At 61.3% G+C, this 15485-nt stretch carries 13 protein-coding genes and 1 tRNA gene; 3 read left to right on the top strand and 11 right to left on the bottom strand.

Annotation, left to right across the window (positions count from 1 at the left end):
- The first annotated feature begins 29 nt into the window (after positions 1–29).
- On the top strand, positions 30–1124 hold the full coding sequence (locus tag C7I87_RS11975; RefSeq protein ID WP_149904399.1) for a 2'-deoxycytidine 5'-triphosphate deaminase: 1095 nt from the start codon (positions 30–32) through the stop codon (positions 1122–1124).
- A gap of 62 nt (positions 1125–1186) precedes the next feature.
- Here the strand turns inward: C7I87_RS11975 and C7I87_RS11970 are convergent, their stop codons facing one another.
- The 5 genes from C7I87_RS11970 to chvE form a co-directional block, all read right to left on the bottom strand.
- Complete coding sequence (locus tag C7I87_RS11970) at positions 1187–1456, bottom strand: hypothetical protein (protein WP_149904398.1); 270 nt, start codon at positions 1454–1456, stop codon at positions 1187–1189.
- Between the two features lie 233 nt (positions 1457–1689).
- The gene (gene araD1, locus C7I87_RS11965; protein WP_149904591.1) at positions 1690–2682 is read right to left on the bottom strand and encodes an AraD1 family protein; all 993 of its coding nucleotides are present in this window, start codon (positions 2680–2682) and stop codon (positions 1690–1692) included.
- Between the two features lie 202 nt (positions 2683–2884).
- Positions 2885–4171 carry a multiple monosaccharide ABC transporter permease gene (mmsB, locus tag C7I87_RS11960; protein WP_149904397.1) on the bottom strand — a complete coding sequence of 429 codons (1287 nt, stop codon included), beginning with the start codon at positions 4169–4171 and terminating at the stop codon, positions 2885–2887.
- The gene (gene mmsA / locus C7I87_RS11955; protein WP_149904396.1) at positions 4168–5700 is read right to left on the bottom strand and encodes a multiple monosaccharide ABC transporter ATP-binding protein; all 1533 of its coding nucleotides are present in this window, start codon (positions 5698–5700) and stop codon (positions 4168–4170) included. Before mmsA ends, mmsB begins: the two co-directional genes overlap by 4 nt.
- A gap of 165 nt (positions 5701–5865) precedes the next feature.
- Entirely contained in the window at positions 5866–6936 is a 1071-nt protein-coding gene (chvE, locus tag C7I87_RS11950) for a multiple monosaccharide ABC transporter substrate-binding protein (protein WP_149904395.1), read from the bottom strand.
- A gap of 291 nt (positions 6937–7227) precedes the next feature.
- Here chvE and C7I87_RS11945 point away from each other — a divergent pair, with 291 nt between their 5' ends.
- On the top strand, positions 7228–8217 hold the full coding sequence (locus C7I87_RS11945) for a LysR family transcriptional regulator (RefSeq protein WP_149904394.1): 990 nt from the start codon (positions 7228–7230) through the stop codon (positions 8215–8217).
- Here C7I87_RS11945 and C7I87_RS35215 read toward each other — a convergent pair.
- The gene (locus C7I87_RS35215) at positions 8195–8629 is read right to left on the bottom strand and encodes a hypothetical protein (RefSeq protein ID WP_188393821.1); all 435 of its coding nucleotides are present in this window, start codon (positions 8627–8629) and stop codon (positions 8195–8197) included. The two genes, C7I87_RS11945 and C7I87_RS35215, sit on opposite strands and share 23 nt — an antisense overlap.
- Before the next feature lie 318 nt (positions 8630–8947).
- On the opposite strand from C7I87_RS35215, the gene C7I87_RS11935 reads away from it, so the two are divergent.
- The gene (locus C7I87_RS11935) at positions 8948–9709 is read left to right on the top strand and encodes a Stf0 family sulfotransferase (protein ID WP_149904393.1); all 762 of its coding nucleotides are present in this window, start codon (positions 8948–8950) and stop codon (positions 9707–9709) included.
- A gap of 58 nt (positions 9710–9767) precedes the next feature.
- Here C7I87_RS11935 and C7I87_RS11930 read toward each other — a convergent pair.
- From C7I87_RS11930 to C7I87_RS11910, 5 genes are all read right to left on the bottom strand, one after another.
- Positions 9768–9841 (bottom strand) — tRNA-Gly (locus tag C7I87_RS11930).
- A gap of 52 nt (positions 9842–9893) precedes the next feature.
- Complete coding sequence (locus C7I87_RS11925; protein ID WP_149904392.1) at positions 9894–11825, bottom strand: acyltransferase family protein; 1932 nt, start codon at positions 11823–11825, stop codon at positions 9894–9896.
- Between the two features lie 211 nt (positions 11826–12036).
- Positions 12037–13527, bottom strand: coding sequence for a hypothetical protein (locus tag C7I87_RS11920; RefSeq protein WP_149904391.1), 1491 nt, complete (start codon positions 13525–13527; stop codon positions 12037–12039).
- A 117-nt stretch (positions 13528–13644) separates the two neighbouring features.
- Positions 13645–14346 carry a class I SAM-dependent methyltransferase gene (locus C7I87_RS11915; protein WP_149904390.1) on the bottom strand — a complete coding sequence of 234 codons (702 nt, stop codon included), beginning with the start codon at positions 14344–14346 and terminating at the stop codon, positions 13645–13647.
- Positions 14339–15364 carry a glycosyltransferase family 2 protein gene (locus tag C7I87_RS11910; protein WP_210250630.1) on the bottom strand — a complete coding sequence of 342 codons (1026 nt, stop codon included), beginning with the start codon at positions 15362–15364 and terminating at the stop codon, positions 14339–14341. The genes C7I87_RS11915 and C7I87_RS11910 overlap by 8 nt, the downstream gene beginning before the upstream one ends.
- Positions 15365–15485: the final 121 nt, after the last annotated feature.

Below are 15485 nucleotides of genomic sequence, written 5' to 3'. Positions count from 1 at the left end.
GTTTGTACCAACGGCCCAGGAGCCAGACTTTGCGGCAGACAGGCATTCTTCCCGATCAGGACATTTCGGCGCTCTTCCAGTCCGGCGCGCTGAAGTCGCCGCGTGCGCTCGATGCCGACCAGATACAGCCTGCCAGCCTTGACCTCAGATTGGGCGAAAAGGCCTGGCGCGTGCGCGCCTCGTTCCTGCCAGGTCCCAACCACAAGGTTTCGGAAAAGCTCGATCGGCTGCAACTGCACGAGATCAATCTGACCGAAGGCGCGGTTCTCGAAACCGGCTGCGTCTACATTGTGCCGCTGCTCGAAGGTCTGGCCCTGCCGGCTGACATTTCGGCCTCGGCCAATCCGAAGAGTTCGACCGGGCGCCTCGACATCTTCACCCGCGTCATGACCGACCGGGGCCACGAGTTCGACAAGATCGCCGCTGGCTATCATGGGCCGCTTTATCTCGAAGTCAGCCCGCGCACCTTCCCGATCATTGCGCGCACCGGTTCGCGCCTGTCTCAAATCCGTTTTCGCACCGGCAACGCGCTGCTATCGGAAGCCGAACTGCATGAACTGCACCGCGCCGAGATGCTGGTCGCCACCGAACCGCCGAACATTTCCGGCGGCGGCATCGCCCTGTCGATCGACCTCAACGGCGACAAGGATGGGCTGGTCGGTTATCGCGGCAAGCATCACACCGGGCTGGTCGATGTCGACAAGCGTGCCACCCAGGATGTCCTCGACTTCTGGGAGCCGATCCACAAGAGCGGCGCCGGCGAACTGGTGCTCGATCCAGACGAGTTCTACATCCTCGTCAGCCAGGAGGCGGTGCATGTGCCGCCGCTCTACGCAGCCGAGATGACGCCCTTCGATCCGCTAGTCGGCGAGTTCCGTGTCCACTATGCCGGCTTCTTCGATCCGGGTTTCGGCCATTCGGCGGCCGGCGGCACCGGCAGCCGGGCGGTGCTCGAAGTGCGCAGCCACGAAGTTCCCTTCATCCTCGACCATGGCCAGATCGTCGGCCGGCTGGTCTACGAGCACATGCTGAAGCGGCCGCAAGCGCTCTACGGAACCGATCTCGGGTCGAACTACCAGGCGCAAGGCCTGAAACTATCCAAGCATTTTCGCGCCGTGCGCTGATCCTGGCACCATGAGGCCATGCAGAACTTTTAGCTGACCTCTCCAGGCTCGATCGACTTTGACTAGCCGTGAAACATGCGCTTTTTCGCAATGCCGAGACATGCATTGAAGCTGCCGATGAAAAGCAGTTCGCGCCGTGCGAGTTGCGTTTTACCCCAGATGCGTGTCTGCCTTGCAGCGTCGAGCGAAGCCTTTGATCCTTGCAAGGGGAACAGGATTTTGTCCAGGCAGCCGAGGACATGGGCTCGGGCTGAGTCTATCCCGCATGGCTTGGCAGCCTCGTTCAGTTGCGCACGGCTAAGCGTGGACATTCGCCGGTCGGCGTTTTGCATCAGAAATTCGACCTGAGGGCTTGAGTAACCGGACGTCATAAGCCGGTTCTTCATAAGTCCGAGTGCTTCGCCATAGGATTTGGGACTGCACTGCGCGGCTCCATAAGCGACGGATGACACGTGCGCGAGCAAGAGCGCGAAGCCAAGGCTTCGTACGGCGCCAGGCAAATAACTTAAGACCATATGTCAAAGCCTGTCATAGGACCATCGATGACGTATTGACGTCTGGCGCTTCACAGCGCCTTCACCACCACCTTCACCGGCTTTTCGATTTCCAGCGGATTGCGCAGCGGCAGTCCGAAATCCCCGGCCTCGATCTCGAAGACGTCGCCGGCCTCGGTCTTGATGCCGTCGGCGAAAGATAGCGTCGCGGTGCCGAACATATGTACATGCACGTCGCCCGGCTGGCGGAACGCCGAATATTTGAAATGATGATGTTCGAGATTGGCGATGGTGTGCGACATGTTCGCTTCGCCCGACAGGAACGGCTTTTCCCACAGCGTATTGCCGTCGCGCATGATGCGCGACGTGCCCCGGATGTCGGAAGGCAGGTCGCCGATCAGGATCTCCGGCCCGAAGGAGGCATTGCGCAGCTTGGAGTGGGCGAGGAAGAGATAGTTCACGCGCTCCGTCACATGGTCGGAGAATTCGTTCGACAGCGTGAAGCCGACGCGGAACGGCGCGCCGTCGTCGCCGATGACATAGATCCCGGCAACCTCGGGCTCCTCGCCGGCATCCTTGGCAAAGGCCGGTGAAATAAGCGCCGCGCCAGGCGCGACCGCCATGGTGCCGTTGCCCTTGTAGAACCATTCCGGCTGCACGCCGATCTGGCCTTTCGCGGGTTTGCCGCCTTCCAGCCCCATACGGAACATCTTCATGGAATCGGTGAGCTGTTCCTCTCCGTCGGTGCTGAGCTTCTTGTGCATGGAATCGCGCGTCGCCGCCGAGCCGAGATGCGTCAGACCGGTGCCGGTGAGATGCAGATGCGCCGGATCGGGGTGATTGATCGGCGACAAGAGCCGCCCCTTCTTGTAGGCGGCGTCGAGATCGACCGTCTCGCCAAGCCCCTTGCGCTCGATCAGGGTGGCGAGTCCAACGCCGGTGCGGGCGGCCTCCATCGCCAGCGAATAAACGCTGCGCGCGCCGTTGATGATCCGGGTCTTCCCGCCGCTGCGGGCAACGACACGGATCGTCTCGGCGTCGTCGAGAATCTGCGAGATCAGCATGATCAGTCCTCTCTCATTCATCTGTATCCGGCTGCCAATGGGCAAAACCTTGCCGGCGCGGCGCGGGAACGCGCCACGGTTGAAACGCTTCGTCCGGATTGCGTTCGCGAGCCTGGTCCTTCCCCGGACTTCTTGGTGCCGACGGGCTGCCGGCAGCTTCGCGATCTAGAACCCGTATGCCTCCTAGTCCTCGCCCCCGGCCTCAAGCCTTGTTTTTGTTGTAGACGTCGAAGATGACGGCGCCGAGCAGCACCAGTCCCTTGACCACCTGCTGCCAGTCGACATTGACGCCCATGATCGACATGCCGTTGTTCATCACGCCCATGATGAAGCCGCCGACCACCGCGCCGATCACCTGGCCGACGCCGCCCATGGCCGAGGCGCCGCCGATGAAGACTGCCGCGATCACGTCGAGTTCGCTGCCGAGGCCCGCGGCCGGCACGGCCTGGCCGAGACGCGCGGCGATGATCAGGCCGCCGAGCGCCGACAACACGCCCATATTGATGAACACCAGAAGCGTCAGCCGCTCGGTGTTGATGCCCGACAATTGCGCGGCCTTGGGGTTACCGCCCATCGCGTAGATGCGGCGGCCAATGGTCATACGCTTGGTAACGAAGACGAACAGCGAGATCAGCACGCCCATGACGAGCAGCACCACCGGCAGGCCCCTGTAGCTGGCGAATTCATAGACCAGGAACAGCGCCAGCGCGCTGGCGACCAGCGTCTTGATGACGAACAAGGGGAACGGCTCGGCCTCATAGCCGTGGCGTTCGCGCTTGCGTCGCGTCCTGACCCCGAAATAGGCATAGGCCAGCACGGCGATAAGGCCGAGCACCACCGTCGTCATGTGCAACGTCAGGCCGCTTCCCAGGATGGTCTTGCCGGCCGCGTTCACCGTCGGCGGGATCAGCGTCAGCGGACCGATGACATCCGGGATGAATCCGGAACTCAGCGCCTTGAAGCCGTCTGGAAGCGGCCCCACCGAGGATCCGCCGCCCAGCAGCGCCTGGCAGATGCCGCGGAAGATCAGCATGCCCGCCAGCGTGACGATGAAGCTCGGTATCCGGTGATAGGCGATCCAATAGCCTTGCGCCGCGCCGATCAGGCCGCCCACGATCAGGCAGACGATCGAAACCACCAGCGGATTGCTGAGCGGTCCGAGCTGCCAGATGACCATCATGTTCGCGGCCAGCGCGCCGATGAAGCCGGCGACCGATCCGACGCTGAGGTCAATATAGCCGGAAACGATGACCAGCAGCATGCCCAGCGCCATCACGATGATGAACGAGTTCTGCTGTACCAAGTTGCTGAGGTTGACCGGCTTGAACAGCGTTCCCGATGTGGTGAACTGGAAGAACAGCATGATGACGATCAGCGCAATAATCAGGCCGTATTCGCGCAGGTTCGTCGTCAGCGCCGAGACGGCGATGCGTGGACGCTGTTCTTCGGCGACGTTGCCTTGCGGGGCGGGTGCGCTTTCGGTGCTCATGCTGCTTTTCCTTCTCCCCGAACGATGGCGCGCATTATTTTTTCCTGGCTCGCGTCCGCTGCGGGCATTTCGCCCACGATACGCCCTTCGTTCATGACATAGATACGGTCGGTGATGCCGAGCAATTCCGGCATTTCCGACGAGATGACCACGATCGCCTTACCCTCGGCGGCGAGGCGCGCGATGATCGTGTAGATCTCGTACTTGGCGCCGACATCGATGCCGCGCGTCGGCTCGTCGAGGATCAGAACTTCCGGATCGGCGAACAGCCATTTCGACAGCACCACCTTCTGCTGGTTGCCGCCGGAAAGATTGCCGGTCATCTGGTAGACGCTGGAGGCGCGGATATTGGTCTTCTTGCGATAGTCGTTGGCAACTGCGAGCTCGCGCATGTCGTCGATCACGCTGTGGCGCGAGACGCCGCCGAGATTGGCCAGCGTGATGTTATGCTTGATATGGTCGATAAGGTTGAGACCATAGGTCTTGCGGTCCTCGGTCACGTAAGCGATGCCGTGTTGGACCGCCTTGCTCACCGAGGAGACATCGACCGGCTTGCCCTTAAGCAGCACCTCGCCGGTGATGCGTCGGCCATAGGAGCGGCCGAATAGGCTCATGGCGAATTCGGTGCGACCGGCGCCCATCAGCCCGGCAATGCCCACCACCTCGCCCTTGCGCACGTTGATGTTGATGCCCTTGATCACCTGCCGCTCGGCATGGATCGGGTGATAGACCGACCAGTTCTTCACCTCGAACACGACGTCGCCGATGTCAGGCTCGCGCGGCGGATAGCGGTCGTCGAGCGAGCGGCCGACCATCGAGGTGATGATGCGGTCCTCTGAAATGTCCTGCTTGGCCAACGTCTCGATAGTGCGCCCGTCACGGATGACGGTAACCTTGTCGGCGACCCGGTTCACCTCGTTGAGCTTGTGCGAGATGAGGATCGAGGTCATGCCTTGCCGCTTGAATTCGAGCAGCAGGTCGAGCAGCGCCTGGCTGTCCTTTTCGCTGAGCGACGCGGTCGGCTCGTCGAGGATCAGCAGCTTGACTTCCTTGCTCAGCGCCTTGGCGATCTCGACCAGTTGCTGCTTGCCGACGCCGATATTGGTGATCAGGGTCTTGGGGTCCTCCCTGAGGCCCACTTTCTTCAACAGGGCGCTAGTGCGCGCCTCGTTGGCGTCCCAGTCGATGACGCCGTAGCTGGCGTGTTCGTTGCCGAGGAAAATGTTTTCGGCGATCGACAGCATCGGCACCAGAGCAAGCTCCTGGTGGATGATGACGATGCCCTTGTGTTCGCTGTCATGAATGCCTTTGAACTGGCATTCCTGGCCCTGAAAAATGATCTGGCCGTCATAGGTGCCTGCGGGATAGACGCCCGACAGCACTTTCATCAGTGTCGACTTGCCGGCGCCGTTCTCGCCGACCACGGCGTGGATCTCGCCTTCCTCTACGCTGAGGTTGACGTTCGACAGCGCCTTCACGCCGGGGAACGTCTTGGTGATGTCGCGCATCTCCAAAATCGTCGAGGTCATCAGGGCAAGCTCCTCCTAGACTTTCTTGTTTTTACGCAATTCCTGACGGAAAACCGCTACGCACTTTTCCTGGAATTGCTCTAGGCCGGCAGAAACAATACCGGGGTCGCTTGTGAACGAAAAGGGGCCCTGCGTCGCGCAGGACCCCTGACTTTATAGCCAAGATTACTTCAGATCTTCGGCCTTGATGTAGCCGGAGTCGACGACCAGCTTCTGGTAGTTCGACTTGTCGACTTCGTGCGGCGTCAACAGGATCGAGGGAACGACCTTGACGTCGTTGTTGTAGGTCTTGGTGTCGAGGCCCTCGGGCTTGCCGCCCGAGAGCACCTTGTCGACCAGACCGACAGTGGCTTTGGCCAGTTCGCGGGTGTCCTTGAACACGGTCGAGTACTGCTCGCCCGAGATGATCAGCTTCACCGAGGCGGTCTCGGCGTCCTGGCCGGTCACGATCGGCCAAGGCTGAGCGGCCGTGCCGTAGCCCACTGCGCGCAGCGATGCGGTGATACCGCGCGACAGGCCGTCATAGGGCGACAGAACGCCATCGACGCGGCTGCCGTCCGAGTAGTTGGCCGAGAGCAGGTTGTCCATGCGGGCCTGGGCGGTTGCCGCCAGCCAGCGCAGCGTGCCGACCTTGTCCATGCCCATCTGGCCGGACTTGATCTTGATCGAGCCGTCGTCGATCAACGGCTGCAGGACCGAAATCGCACCATTGTAGAAGAAGAAGGCATTGTTGTCGTCTGGCGAGCCGCCGAACAGTTCGACATTCCACGGCTTGGTGTTCGGGAAGCGCTCCTTGAGGCCCTTGACCAGGGAATTCGCCTGGATCACGCCGACGCCGAAATTGTCGAAGGTGGTGTAATAGTCGACATTGGCGGTCTTCTTGATCAGGCGGTCATAGGCGACGACGACGACGCCAGCGTCAGCGGCCTTCTGCAGCGCATCCGACAAAGTGGTGCCGTCGATCGAGGCGATGATCAGCGCCTTCGGACCCTTGGTGATTTCGTTTTCCAGCTGGCTGAGCTGGTTGGGGATGTCGTCCTGCGCATACTGCAGGTCGACGGTGTAGCCGAGAGCCTCGAGCTGGGATTTGACGGCGTCGCCGTCATTGATCCAGCGCTGCGAGGTCTTGGTCGGCATTAGCACGCCGACAAGACCCTTGTCGGCCGCATGCGCCTGATAGCTCATGGCAGCGATGCCAAGGGCCGCGACGGCGGCCAGCGTCTTGATGATCTTCACATTACTCTCCCTGGTTGATGGACGCGACACCTCGGGGCTTCGCGGGCCGCGCAGCCAGACAGGAGCGCAAACGCGCCGCTGTCGGCTTTATCGATCTCCGGTATCCTCCCAATCGGCTCCGCGACGCAGTTTCAATCGATACGATTTTTGTCGTTACCGACCCTTGCACCTCGGAACGCGCGAAGGGTGGGTCCCTTTGCCATAACTGTCAAATGCGATCTTTGGTGGTTGCTATACCGAAACCGGTATGATCTAGCATGCGGAAAGGACCGGCGGAAAGGCTGGAAGATCATGGCGGCATTGCGCGATCCCGATGCGATTCCAGTAAGTTATGAGAAGCTCCCGGCAGACGGGGAGATACTCCTGCGCAGTGGCTTGAGCTTGCGCCACATGCGCATGATCGCCGCCCTCGACGATCACGGACGGGTGAGCGCCGCTGCCCAGGTCATGAACATCTCCCAGCCGGCCGCCTCGCGCATGATCGCCGAGATGGAGGCGGTGCTCGACGTGAAGCTGTGCGAACGGCTGCCGCGCGGCGTGACCCTCACCCCCTATGGCCAGGCGCTTGCCAGGCGGGCCCGCTCGATCCTGCTCGAGATGCGCGAAGCCGACCGCGAGATTGCCGAGCTCAAGGCCGGCAAGGGCGGCTCGGTGTTCCTCGGCGCCGTGACCGCGCCGGCGATCGAACTGGCCGTGCCGGCGATTCGCGAGATCCGCCGCATCTACCCGCGCATCGAGATCACCATGCAGGTCGAAACCTCCAATGTGCTCGCCCGCGAGCTGATCGCCTCGCGCCACGACTTCATCATCGCCCGCATTCCCGACGACCTCAATCCGCGGCTGTTCGAATCCCGTGTGATCGGCGTCGAGAAGGCCTGCCTGATCGTGCGCCGCGGCCACCCGCTCGCGAGGGGTAATGTGGTGCGGCTGGAAGACACCGCTGCCTTTGACTGGGTCTTCCAGTCGGGCGGTTCGCCCTTGCGCCAGGCGATGGAGAGCAACTTCCTGAACCGCAACATCGCGCTGCCGGACCGGATCCTGAATACCAGCTCACTGCTGCTCACGCTGGTCATGGTCGCGCAATCCGATGCCATAGCGCCGGTCTCGGTGCAGGTGGCGAAGTTCATCCAGAACCCGGACGGCCTTGCCGGCGCAATCGATGTCGTCCAGACCGAATTCGACATCGAGGTGAGACCCTACAGCCTGATCACGGTCAGGAATCGCGTCCTGTCGCCGGCGGCCAAGATGCTGCATGATTTCATCCTGCGCGAAGTGGGGTGATGGAACGAGAACCCGCCGCGGCGCGTTCAAACCGATCGGCATGCGCGCTGGAGCCTGTTTCGGGCGAGGGAACGAGGTGTCGATGGTCAACAACTCGGAGGGTTTTATGGAACGTCGGTTGTTTCTTACTGGAATGCTTGGCCTTGCGGGGGCGGTGGTGTTTGCGGGCGTGGCCAGACCCGGCCGCGCGGTTGCCGGTATTCCCCAGGGCAACGGAATTCTCGATCAACTTGACAAGCCGGATCCGGCCCTCTTCGAAGGGGATGACGGAGCAGAGCTGGAGCAGGTCTCCCATCGCCACGGGCATCGCTGGCATCATCGTGGCCACTATGGCCACTGGCGTCGTCGCCACGGTCGCCGCCGCGTCTGGCGCAGGGTTTGCCGCCGCTACTGGCGCCACGGTCGCCGCCATGTCCGCTGCTGGCGCGAGCGTGTATGGGCTGGGGCCTGGCTGTAACCGCTTCTGGCTGAGGCAAGGACCGGCCATCCGCTGCGTGGCCGGCCTTTGCGCACATGTTCAGGCTCTTCGAGCCCAAGGCGTGGCGTTGATTAACCAACTGTAACGTGTTTGGGGCCGCATTTTAGCTTATCCTAAGATCGAATCGACGGAACATATAAGCCTTTGTCCGTTGAGGCGCTGTTTAAGTGGAGCTTTGACCATGCCGGGGGACCATCAAGAAGAACGGCATTCTGCAATCGACATCGCTCGGGCTGCGGACTATCGGCACACATGAAGGGCGTGGCGATACTGACCGAAGCCCGCAGCGGTTCTGAATGGCTTGGCAGCCTCACAAACAGCACGGGGTTGTTCGGCAAGTCGGCCGAGTGGCTCGACACGACCAATCTGGGGTGCAAGCCGAAATCCTTCGATGATCTGCTGTCCGCCGTGATCGACCACGGCGGGACCGCAAACGGCGCGTTCGCCGTGAAGCTGTTTCCCCGGCACCTTCACTGGTCGCAGGCCAAATATGGAGTCGACTTCCTGGCGGAATGTGGTCGGCGCCATGCCATGGGTTTGGTCCTGCTGGAGCGGCGGGACCGTCTTCGCCAAGCGATTTCCTATTGTCGGGCAAAGGCGTCAGGCCATTGGAGAAGCACGATGGACGGCGCGGATCTGGTTCCGCAATACGACTTTGCCGGCATCTGTCAGGCCTATTTCCTGATCGAGCAAAGCTATGCCTTCTGGGAAGCTTACCTGCGACTGGCCGATCTGCACTACGATCACTTTTATTACGAGGATCTGTTGGACAATCCTCGTCCGTACGTCGCGTCGGTGGCCCGGCAGTTGTCGATGGAAATGCCGGACGGAGAGTTCGAGACGAATTTGCGCCTGCAGCGGGACAGCCTCACCGAAGACTGGGCGGAGCGGTTCCGCAACGACGTCAAATCGGAAGGTCTGCTGGCGCATCTGCCCAAGAAGGTGGCGCCGCGGAATATCAACAACCTCGCCCGGTTCCTGCTCAAGAAGCAGATGCGAACTGCCCAGGCCTAGGCATTCCCGACAGCCGGGCAGGTTCCAGTGTAGGCCAACAGACTTTTCGGCCTCAGGCTGGAGCGGGTAGCGGGAATCGAACCCGCGCGTTCAGCTTGGGAAGCTGACAGGCTACCATTACATCATACCCGCGCTGCAGCCTCGTTATCATGACGGCATGGCTTCGGGCAATCGCAAACCGGTCTCACAATGCGGGCTTCGCCAGCTCACCGGTGACGGTCGGCGCCTGTTCCCTGGCCTTTGCGACTTCGCCGCCTGCGGCGAAGCTCGGCCAGTATTTCGAGATGGCCAGCGTCGCGCCGGCGGAAGAAAAATGGCCATAGTCGAAATAGAGAAACTGCTTGCTGGCGGCATCCGCGTAGGAACAGCCGGCGGCGTCGCACAGATAGGTGAGCGGATCGACGAAGGTCGCGCCCTTGGCGAAGAGTTGTACCTGCTTGTTGATGTCGGGATCCATGGCCATCGGCCAGGATGTGTTTGCGGCGCCCTCGTGTTTTGCAAAGAAAGCGATCTTCTGGACGTCGGCGATGAACTCCGGAGACTGGCCGATGACATAGACCTTGACACCCATGTCGCGCAGCCGGTCGATCGTCGTCTGCAGTCCGTCGAAGCCCCTGGCCTGGTAGTCCGTCCACCGACCGCTCAGGATCACCGCCTGGATGTTGGCATCGCGGATGATCGACAGCGCCCGTTCGTTGAAGCGGGTGCAGTTCGGCCTGGCATAGGAAAAGTAGGACAGGTTGGGAGGGCAGCCGGCATAGGTATATTGGATGACGTTGGCCTGGATTTTCTGCGCGTTGGCCTCCAGGCCCGAAACGTAGTGAGCCGCGAAGGAATCGCCCCACAGCAGCACATTGGTGGCAAAGCCATGCGTGCGCGTGCAGGCGGCTAGATTCCAGTTCTCGATCCGGCTCTCGCCTTCGTTGAAGCAGACACCGTTGCGCCAGTCGCCCACCAGGATCCGTTGCGTCGAGAAATCGGGAAACCGCTGCGGGAACCCGTTGCCGACCGCACCGGCCAGACCGCCGACGCACAGCAGGGCGATCGCCGTCGCCGAAAAGGCGAAGATCGGCAGGGGCGCGGTGAAGGCCCGCTTCTGTCGGAAAGGCTGCTCGACATATTTCCACGAGAAGGTCGCCAGGGCGAAGCTGGCCGCCGTCATCGCGACGATCGTCGGCACCGAGATCGCTTTCAGCGAGAGGTAATGGACGAAGGAATTGATCGGCCAGTGAACAAGGTAGAGCGAATAGGAGATGAGCCCCACCCAGACCATCGGAGCGAATTGAAGCACACGCGTGGCGACAGGCACGGGCCGGTCCGCGTGATTCTGCCCTGCGTAAATGAGCAAGGCGGTTCCGATGCAGGGAAACAGGGCATTGTAGCCGGGAAATGGATCGCTCTCCGAAATCGTCAGGAAGCCGAATGCGAGCAGGGCAAAGCCGGCCAGGCCGACCAGTTCCGTTGCCGCCCGGCTGGCGAGCGGCGGTGGCCTTTTCAGCATCAGCATGGCGCCCAGCGCCAGTTCCCAGATGCGTGTCGGCAAGAGGTAGAAGCCGGCCGTCGGCGCCAGCGTGGTCGCCATGACCGCCAGGGCAAAACTGCCGATGGCGATCGGCAGAAGTACCACCAGCCAGCGCTTCGAGGCATACCGGTAGATCAGATACATAAGGATCGGCGCGAAGATGTAATACTGCTCCTCGACCGAAAGCGACCATGTGTGCAGCAGCGGCCGCAATTCGGCGTCGATCGAAAAATAGTTCGTCGTCTTCCAGAAATAGATGTTCGACCAGAAGGTCGAGGCGGCGATCACGCTGAGGCTGAATTCGTGCAGGTCCGATGGCAGCAGGATGAACCAGGCCGCAATGCTTGCAAGCAGGATGACGAAGGTCAGCGCCGGCAGGATGCGCTTTGCGCGACGCCAGTAGAAACGTCCGATCGAGAACTGGCCGCGCTCGAGATCATCCAGCAGGCTGCCGCTGATCAGATAGCCCGATATCACAAAGAAAATATCGACGCCGGTGAAGCCCCCGGGAATGGCGGACACGCCGAAATGGAAAAGCACCACTGGCAGCACCGCAACGGCCCGCAGGCCATCGATGTCGCGCCTGTAGTTCATTTGACCGGTTCGTTTGCCGTGGCCTGCGAAGGCCGTGCGACGGCGCTTGACATGCTCTTCATACGGCGATCCCCATTGTGCGAAAAACCTTGGCTCATAGGTCTCACGGACCGTGCTCTGCAGCATAATTTTGCTGCACTGCAACATCCCTGTCAAGGTGAATGCCAGGCCTTCGAACGCCGGCGACGCCGGTTTTGCGGGATCGGGTGAATCAGCTGTTGGGTAGGTAGATCACGGAATAATCGTCGGCATAGGCTCGCTTCCAGCCCAGCTCATTGAAGAAGGGGATGCGGGTGTCATCGGCAGTAAGGAGCGCCCAGCCGATGGCGTATTTCTTCAACTGGGCCTCGAGCAGCGGCTTTCCGCCGGTTTGCCCTGTCGCCTCATCCGTTTTCGTGAACCCGCCCAGGAACAGTTGGTCCGTCCTGCCATCGATATAGGTCTTGATGTCGTGGAAAATCAGCGTGCCGCCGAAATTGTAGGAATTCAGCACATTGCCGGACAGGCGGTGATCGCTGGCGAATGCAAGGGCACCGCCGGCGGATGTGGTCGGGCTCGGCGCGACCTGGTAGGCGTTATTGAGCGTAAGGATCGCGCCGACCAGCAACACCGACGTCGCGCCGCAGAGCAGATGGAATTGGCCGGCGAAGAATTTTTCCAGCCCATCACGCTTTTCGCTCAGCCAGGCGCTTGCCGACAGGGCGGGATACTGGCGCGCGACTTCGACCGCCACCACCAGGGGAACAAGCAGGAAAAACAGATAGACGAAGCGCAGATGCGACAGGTAGACATGCAAGGTGAAGACGATGAACAACGCCTTGGCCCAGCCGATCCGCAGCCTTGACGTCAGAAGCCCGAAAAACGCCACCAGTATCGCGGCTTCCTGGGGAGCCTGTTCCTGGGCATTGAACGGCCGCCACTCGACGATCAGCGGCACCGCTTCATTGCCATGGGCGACGGTGAAGGTGGCCAGGATGGCTTGCACACCATAGGGATGGATCAGGCAGACCAGCGGACAGAGCAAGCCAAACGCCACCCACTTCGCCAAAAGAGCGGGTTTCGACAGGCCGGTGCGCGTCAGGAGATCGAGACCGGCGAAGGCGGCGATGACGAAGCTCAAAGTGAAGGTAGCGTGCAGGTTGGCCCAGAGCACAACCAGCGCGAGCAGCCACCACGGCGGAGCCCGCTCCTCTGCCGACGCACGAAACAACACCGCCGTCCAGATGACAATGATCGGCAGGGTGAAGACATGGGGGCGCGCCGTATAGATAGGTGCGATCAGAAAGGCCAGGGTGAATGTCAGCGCTACCGCCACTATCGGCTTCAGCGACGCGCTGAGGAACCATGCCGTCACGAAGACTGTCAGCCCTATCGCCGCAATGATCAGCGTGGCGACACCATTCCAGCCGGCGGTACGGTAGGCAAGGCCCAGAAAGACCTGCCCCAGCCATTCCTTCGCGATCCACGGATGCCCGGCAAAAGTGTAGGAATAGGAATCGACCGTTGGAAATGCCCGGTTTACCAGGAAATCCAGCCCGACTTTCACTTGCCACCAACTGTCGGGATCCTTGAGGACCGAGCCTGCGGATGGTGCCAATGCAGCAGCTGTAATGGAGGCCGCGAAGAGGCAGAATATCAGCCTGATGCGCTGTGCATCCCCAAGCCGCGACGTGGTCGGAACGATTGCCTCAGCCTGGTTCATGTCGCGCTCCAGGCCATTTCGCCTCTATTCTTGTCGACCGATCGGGGGGCATCCGCGCCGCCGCCGAACGTCGTGTTAAACAGGCCGACGGCGCCAGATAGCAGCATCCTTGGACAGTCAAACGAGCGGCTTGACCACATGCGCAAAATATTGGGCTCCAACAGGTATCTTGGTCAGGAAACGCTCGAACGGCCGCAGCCTTGCAAGCGGTCTGGGAAAGAAAATCCGATAGACGATCCGAGTGCCGGAAAGACCCGCCGCGGCCATTCGCCTGCGCATCTCAGGCGAGCTTATCAGGACCGCGTTCTCGTCGAAGGCGCAATTCCTTACCGCGTGGGTGGTCAGTGGATTCCACGGATTGTGCTCGAAGACAAAGAAACTGCCGCCATCGGCCAGCACCCTGCCGATCTCGGCGAACAATCCGATCTGGAGATTCTCGGGGATGTGATGGAAGACGCAGGCCGCGAAGGCAAGGTCGAAGCTATGGTCGGCGAAGGGGATTGTCTGGCCGTCGAAATGCGTGAACGCGGCCTGATCGGGGAAGCGCTTGCTGGCGATGTCGAGCGATTCCCGCGAAGGATCGAGCAGGACGATCTCGCTGTCGGGAAACGCTGCGCGCATGTAGCCGAGCGAATTGCCGACGCCGGCGCCGAAGTCGAGTATGCGCCTGGGTTTCACGCCGGCCCGTCCCAGTGTCGCAGCGACGTCGTCGATCTTGTATTTCGCGAAGAACTCCGGTGTCTCGCCACTAAGCCTTATGCTCGCGGCATGCTGCTCCTGGTACTCGCGCGCAAACTGGTCGAATTCGGCCTCAAGCACGGGCGGCTCTCTTTGCCATCTCCTGCAGGCGATGGACCGGGAGATCGCTGTCCTTGGCCGACTGGCCACGCGAAACGATCTCGTTGACGAAATAGAGCGGCCGCCGCTTCGTCTCCATGTACATGCGGCCGAGATACTCGCCGAAGATGCCCAGCACCAGAAGCTGGACGCTGCCTAGGATGAGCATGATCGCGGCAAGGCTCGTCCAGCCGGGCAGAACATTGCCGACAGACCATTCCAACAGCGTATAGCCAAGCACGAGCAGGCCGAGCAGGCCGGACATCATCCCCAGCAGCGAGGCAAAGCGCAAAGGCACGATCGAAAAGCTGGTCATAGCGTCGATCGCCAGAAGAACCATCCTCTTCAGCGGGTAGTGGGTGGTGCCTGCAAAGCGCCGGTGCCGTTCATAAGGGAAGGCGACCTGCCTCAGCCCGATCCAGCTCACCATGCCGCGAATGAACCTGTAGCGTTCGGGCATTGCGATCAGATGGTCCAGCGCACGGCGGCTCATCAACCGGAAATCTCCGGAGTCCGGCGCGATCTCGACATCGACCATCCTGCCGAGCAGACGGTAGAACATCGAGGCGGAGGCCAGCTTGAACCAGCTCTCGCCGTCGCGTTTCACCCTTTGGCCGTAGACGACGTCGAAGCCTTCGTCCATCTTCGCCATCATCCCACCCAGCAGTTCGGGCGGATCCTGGAGATCGGCGTCGAGAATGAGAATGCGCTGGCCGCGACAGAATTCCAGCCCGGCGCTCAAGGCGATCTGGTGGCCGTAATTGCGTGCAAGATCGATAGCGACCACATGGTCGTCCTTTTCGGCCAGTTCGAAAATGGCCTCGCGGGTGCCGTCGGTTGCCCCGTCGATGACGAGCACGACCTCGTAGGGGAGGCTTTGCTCGAGGCATACCGCGCTGACGCGTCGATGAAGCTCCGCCACGCCGTCGCGTTCATTGTAGCAAGGCACGACGACCGACAACATGGGTGCCCGGTGCGTGCCGATTTTTCCCGTTCCCACCAAAGCCTGGCTCCCGCTTTGGACATGGCAATAGCGGCAATTGGTTAGAAAACAGATAAGTCAGGGATCGGCGCGGCCACTGGCTGGCCCGGCCGCCATGCGTTTGGCGGCGTAAACGGCC

The organism is Mesorhizobium sp. SARCC-RB16n, from assembly GCF_008520305.1.
In the GTDB taxonomy this organism is placed as follows: domain Bacteria; phylum Pseudomonadota; class Alphaproteobacteria; order Rhizobiales; family Rhizobiaceae; genus Mesorhizobium.
Note: the sequence above shows the minus strand (reverse complement) of the source record. Positions and strands in the feature narration are given on the sequence as shown.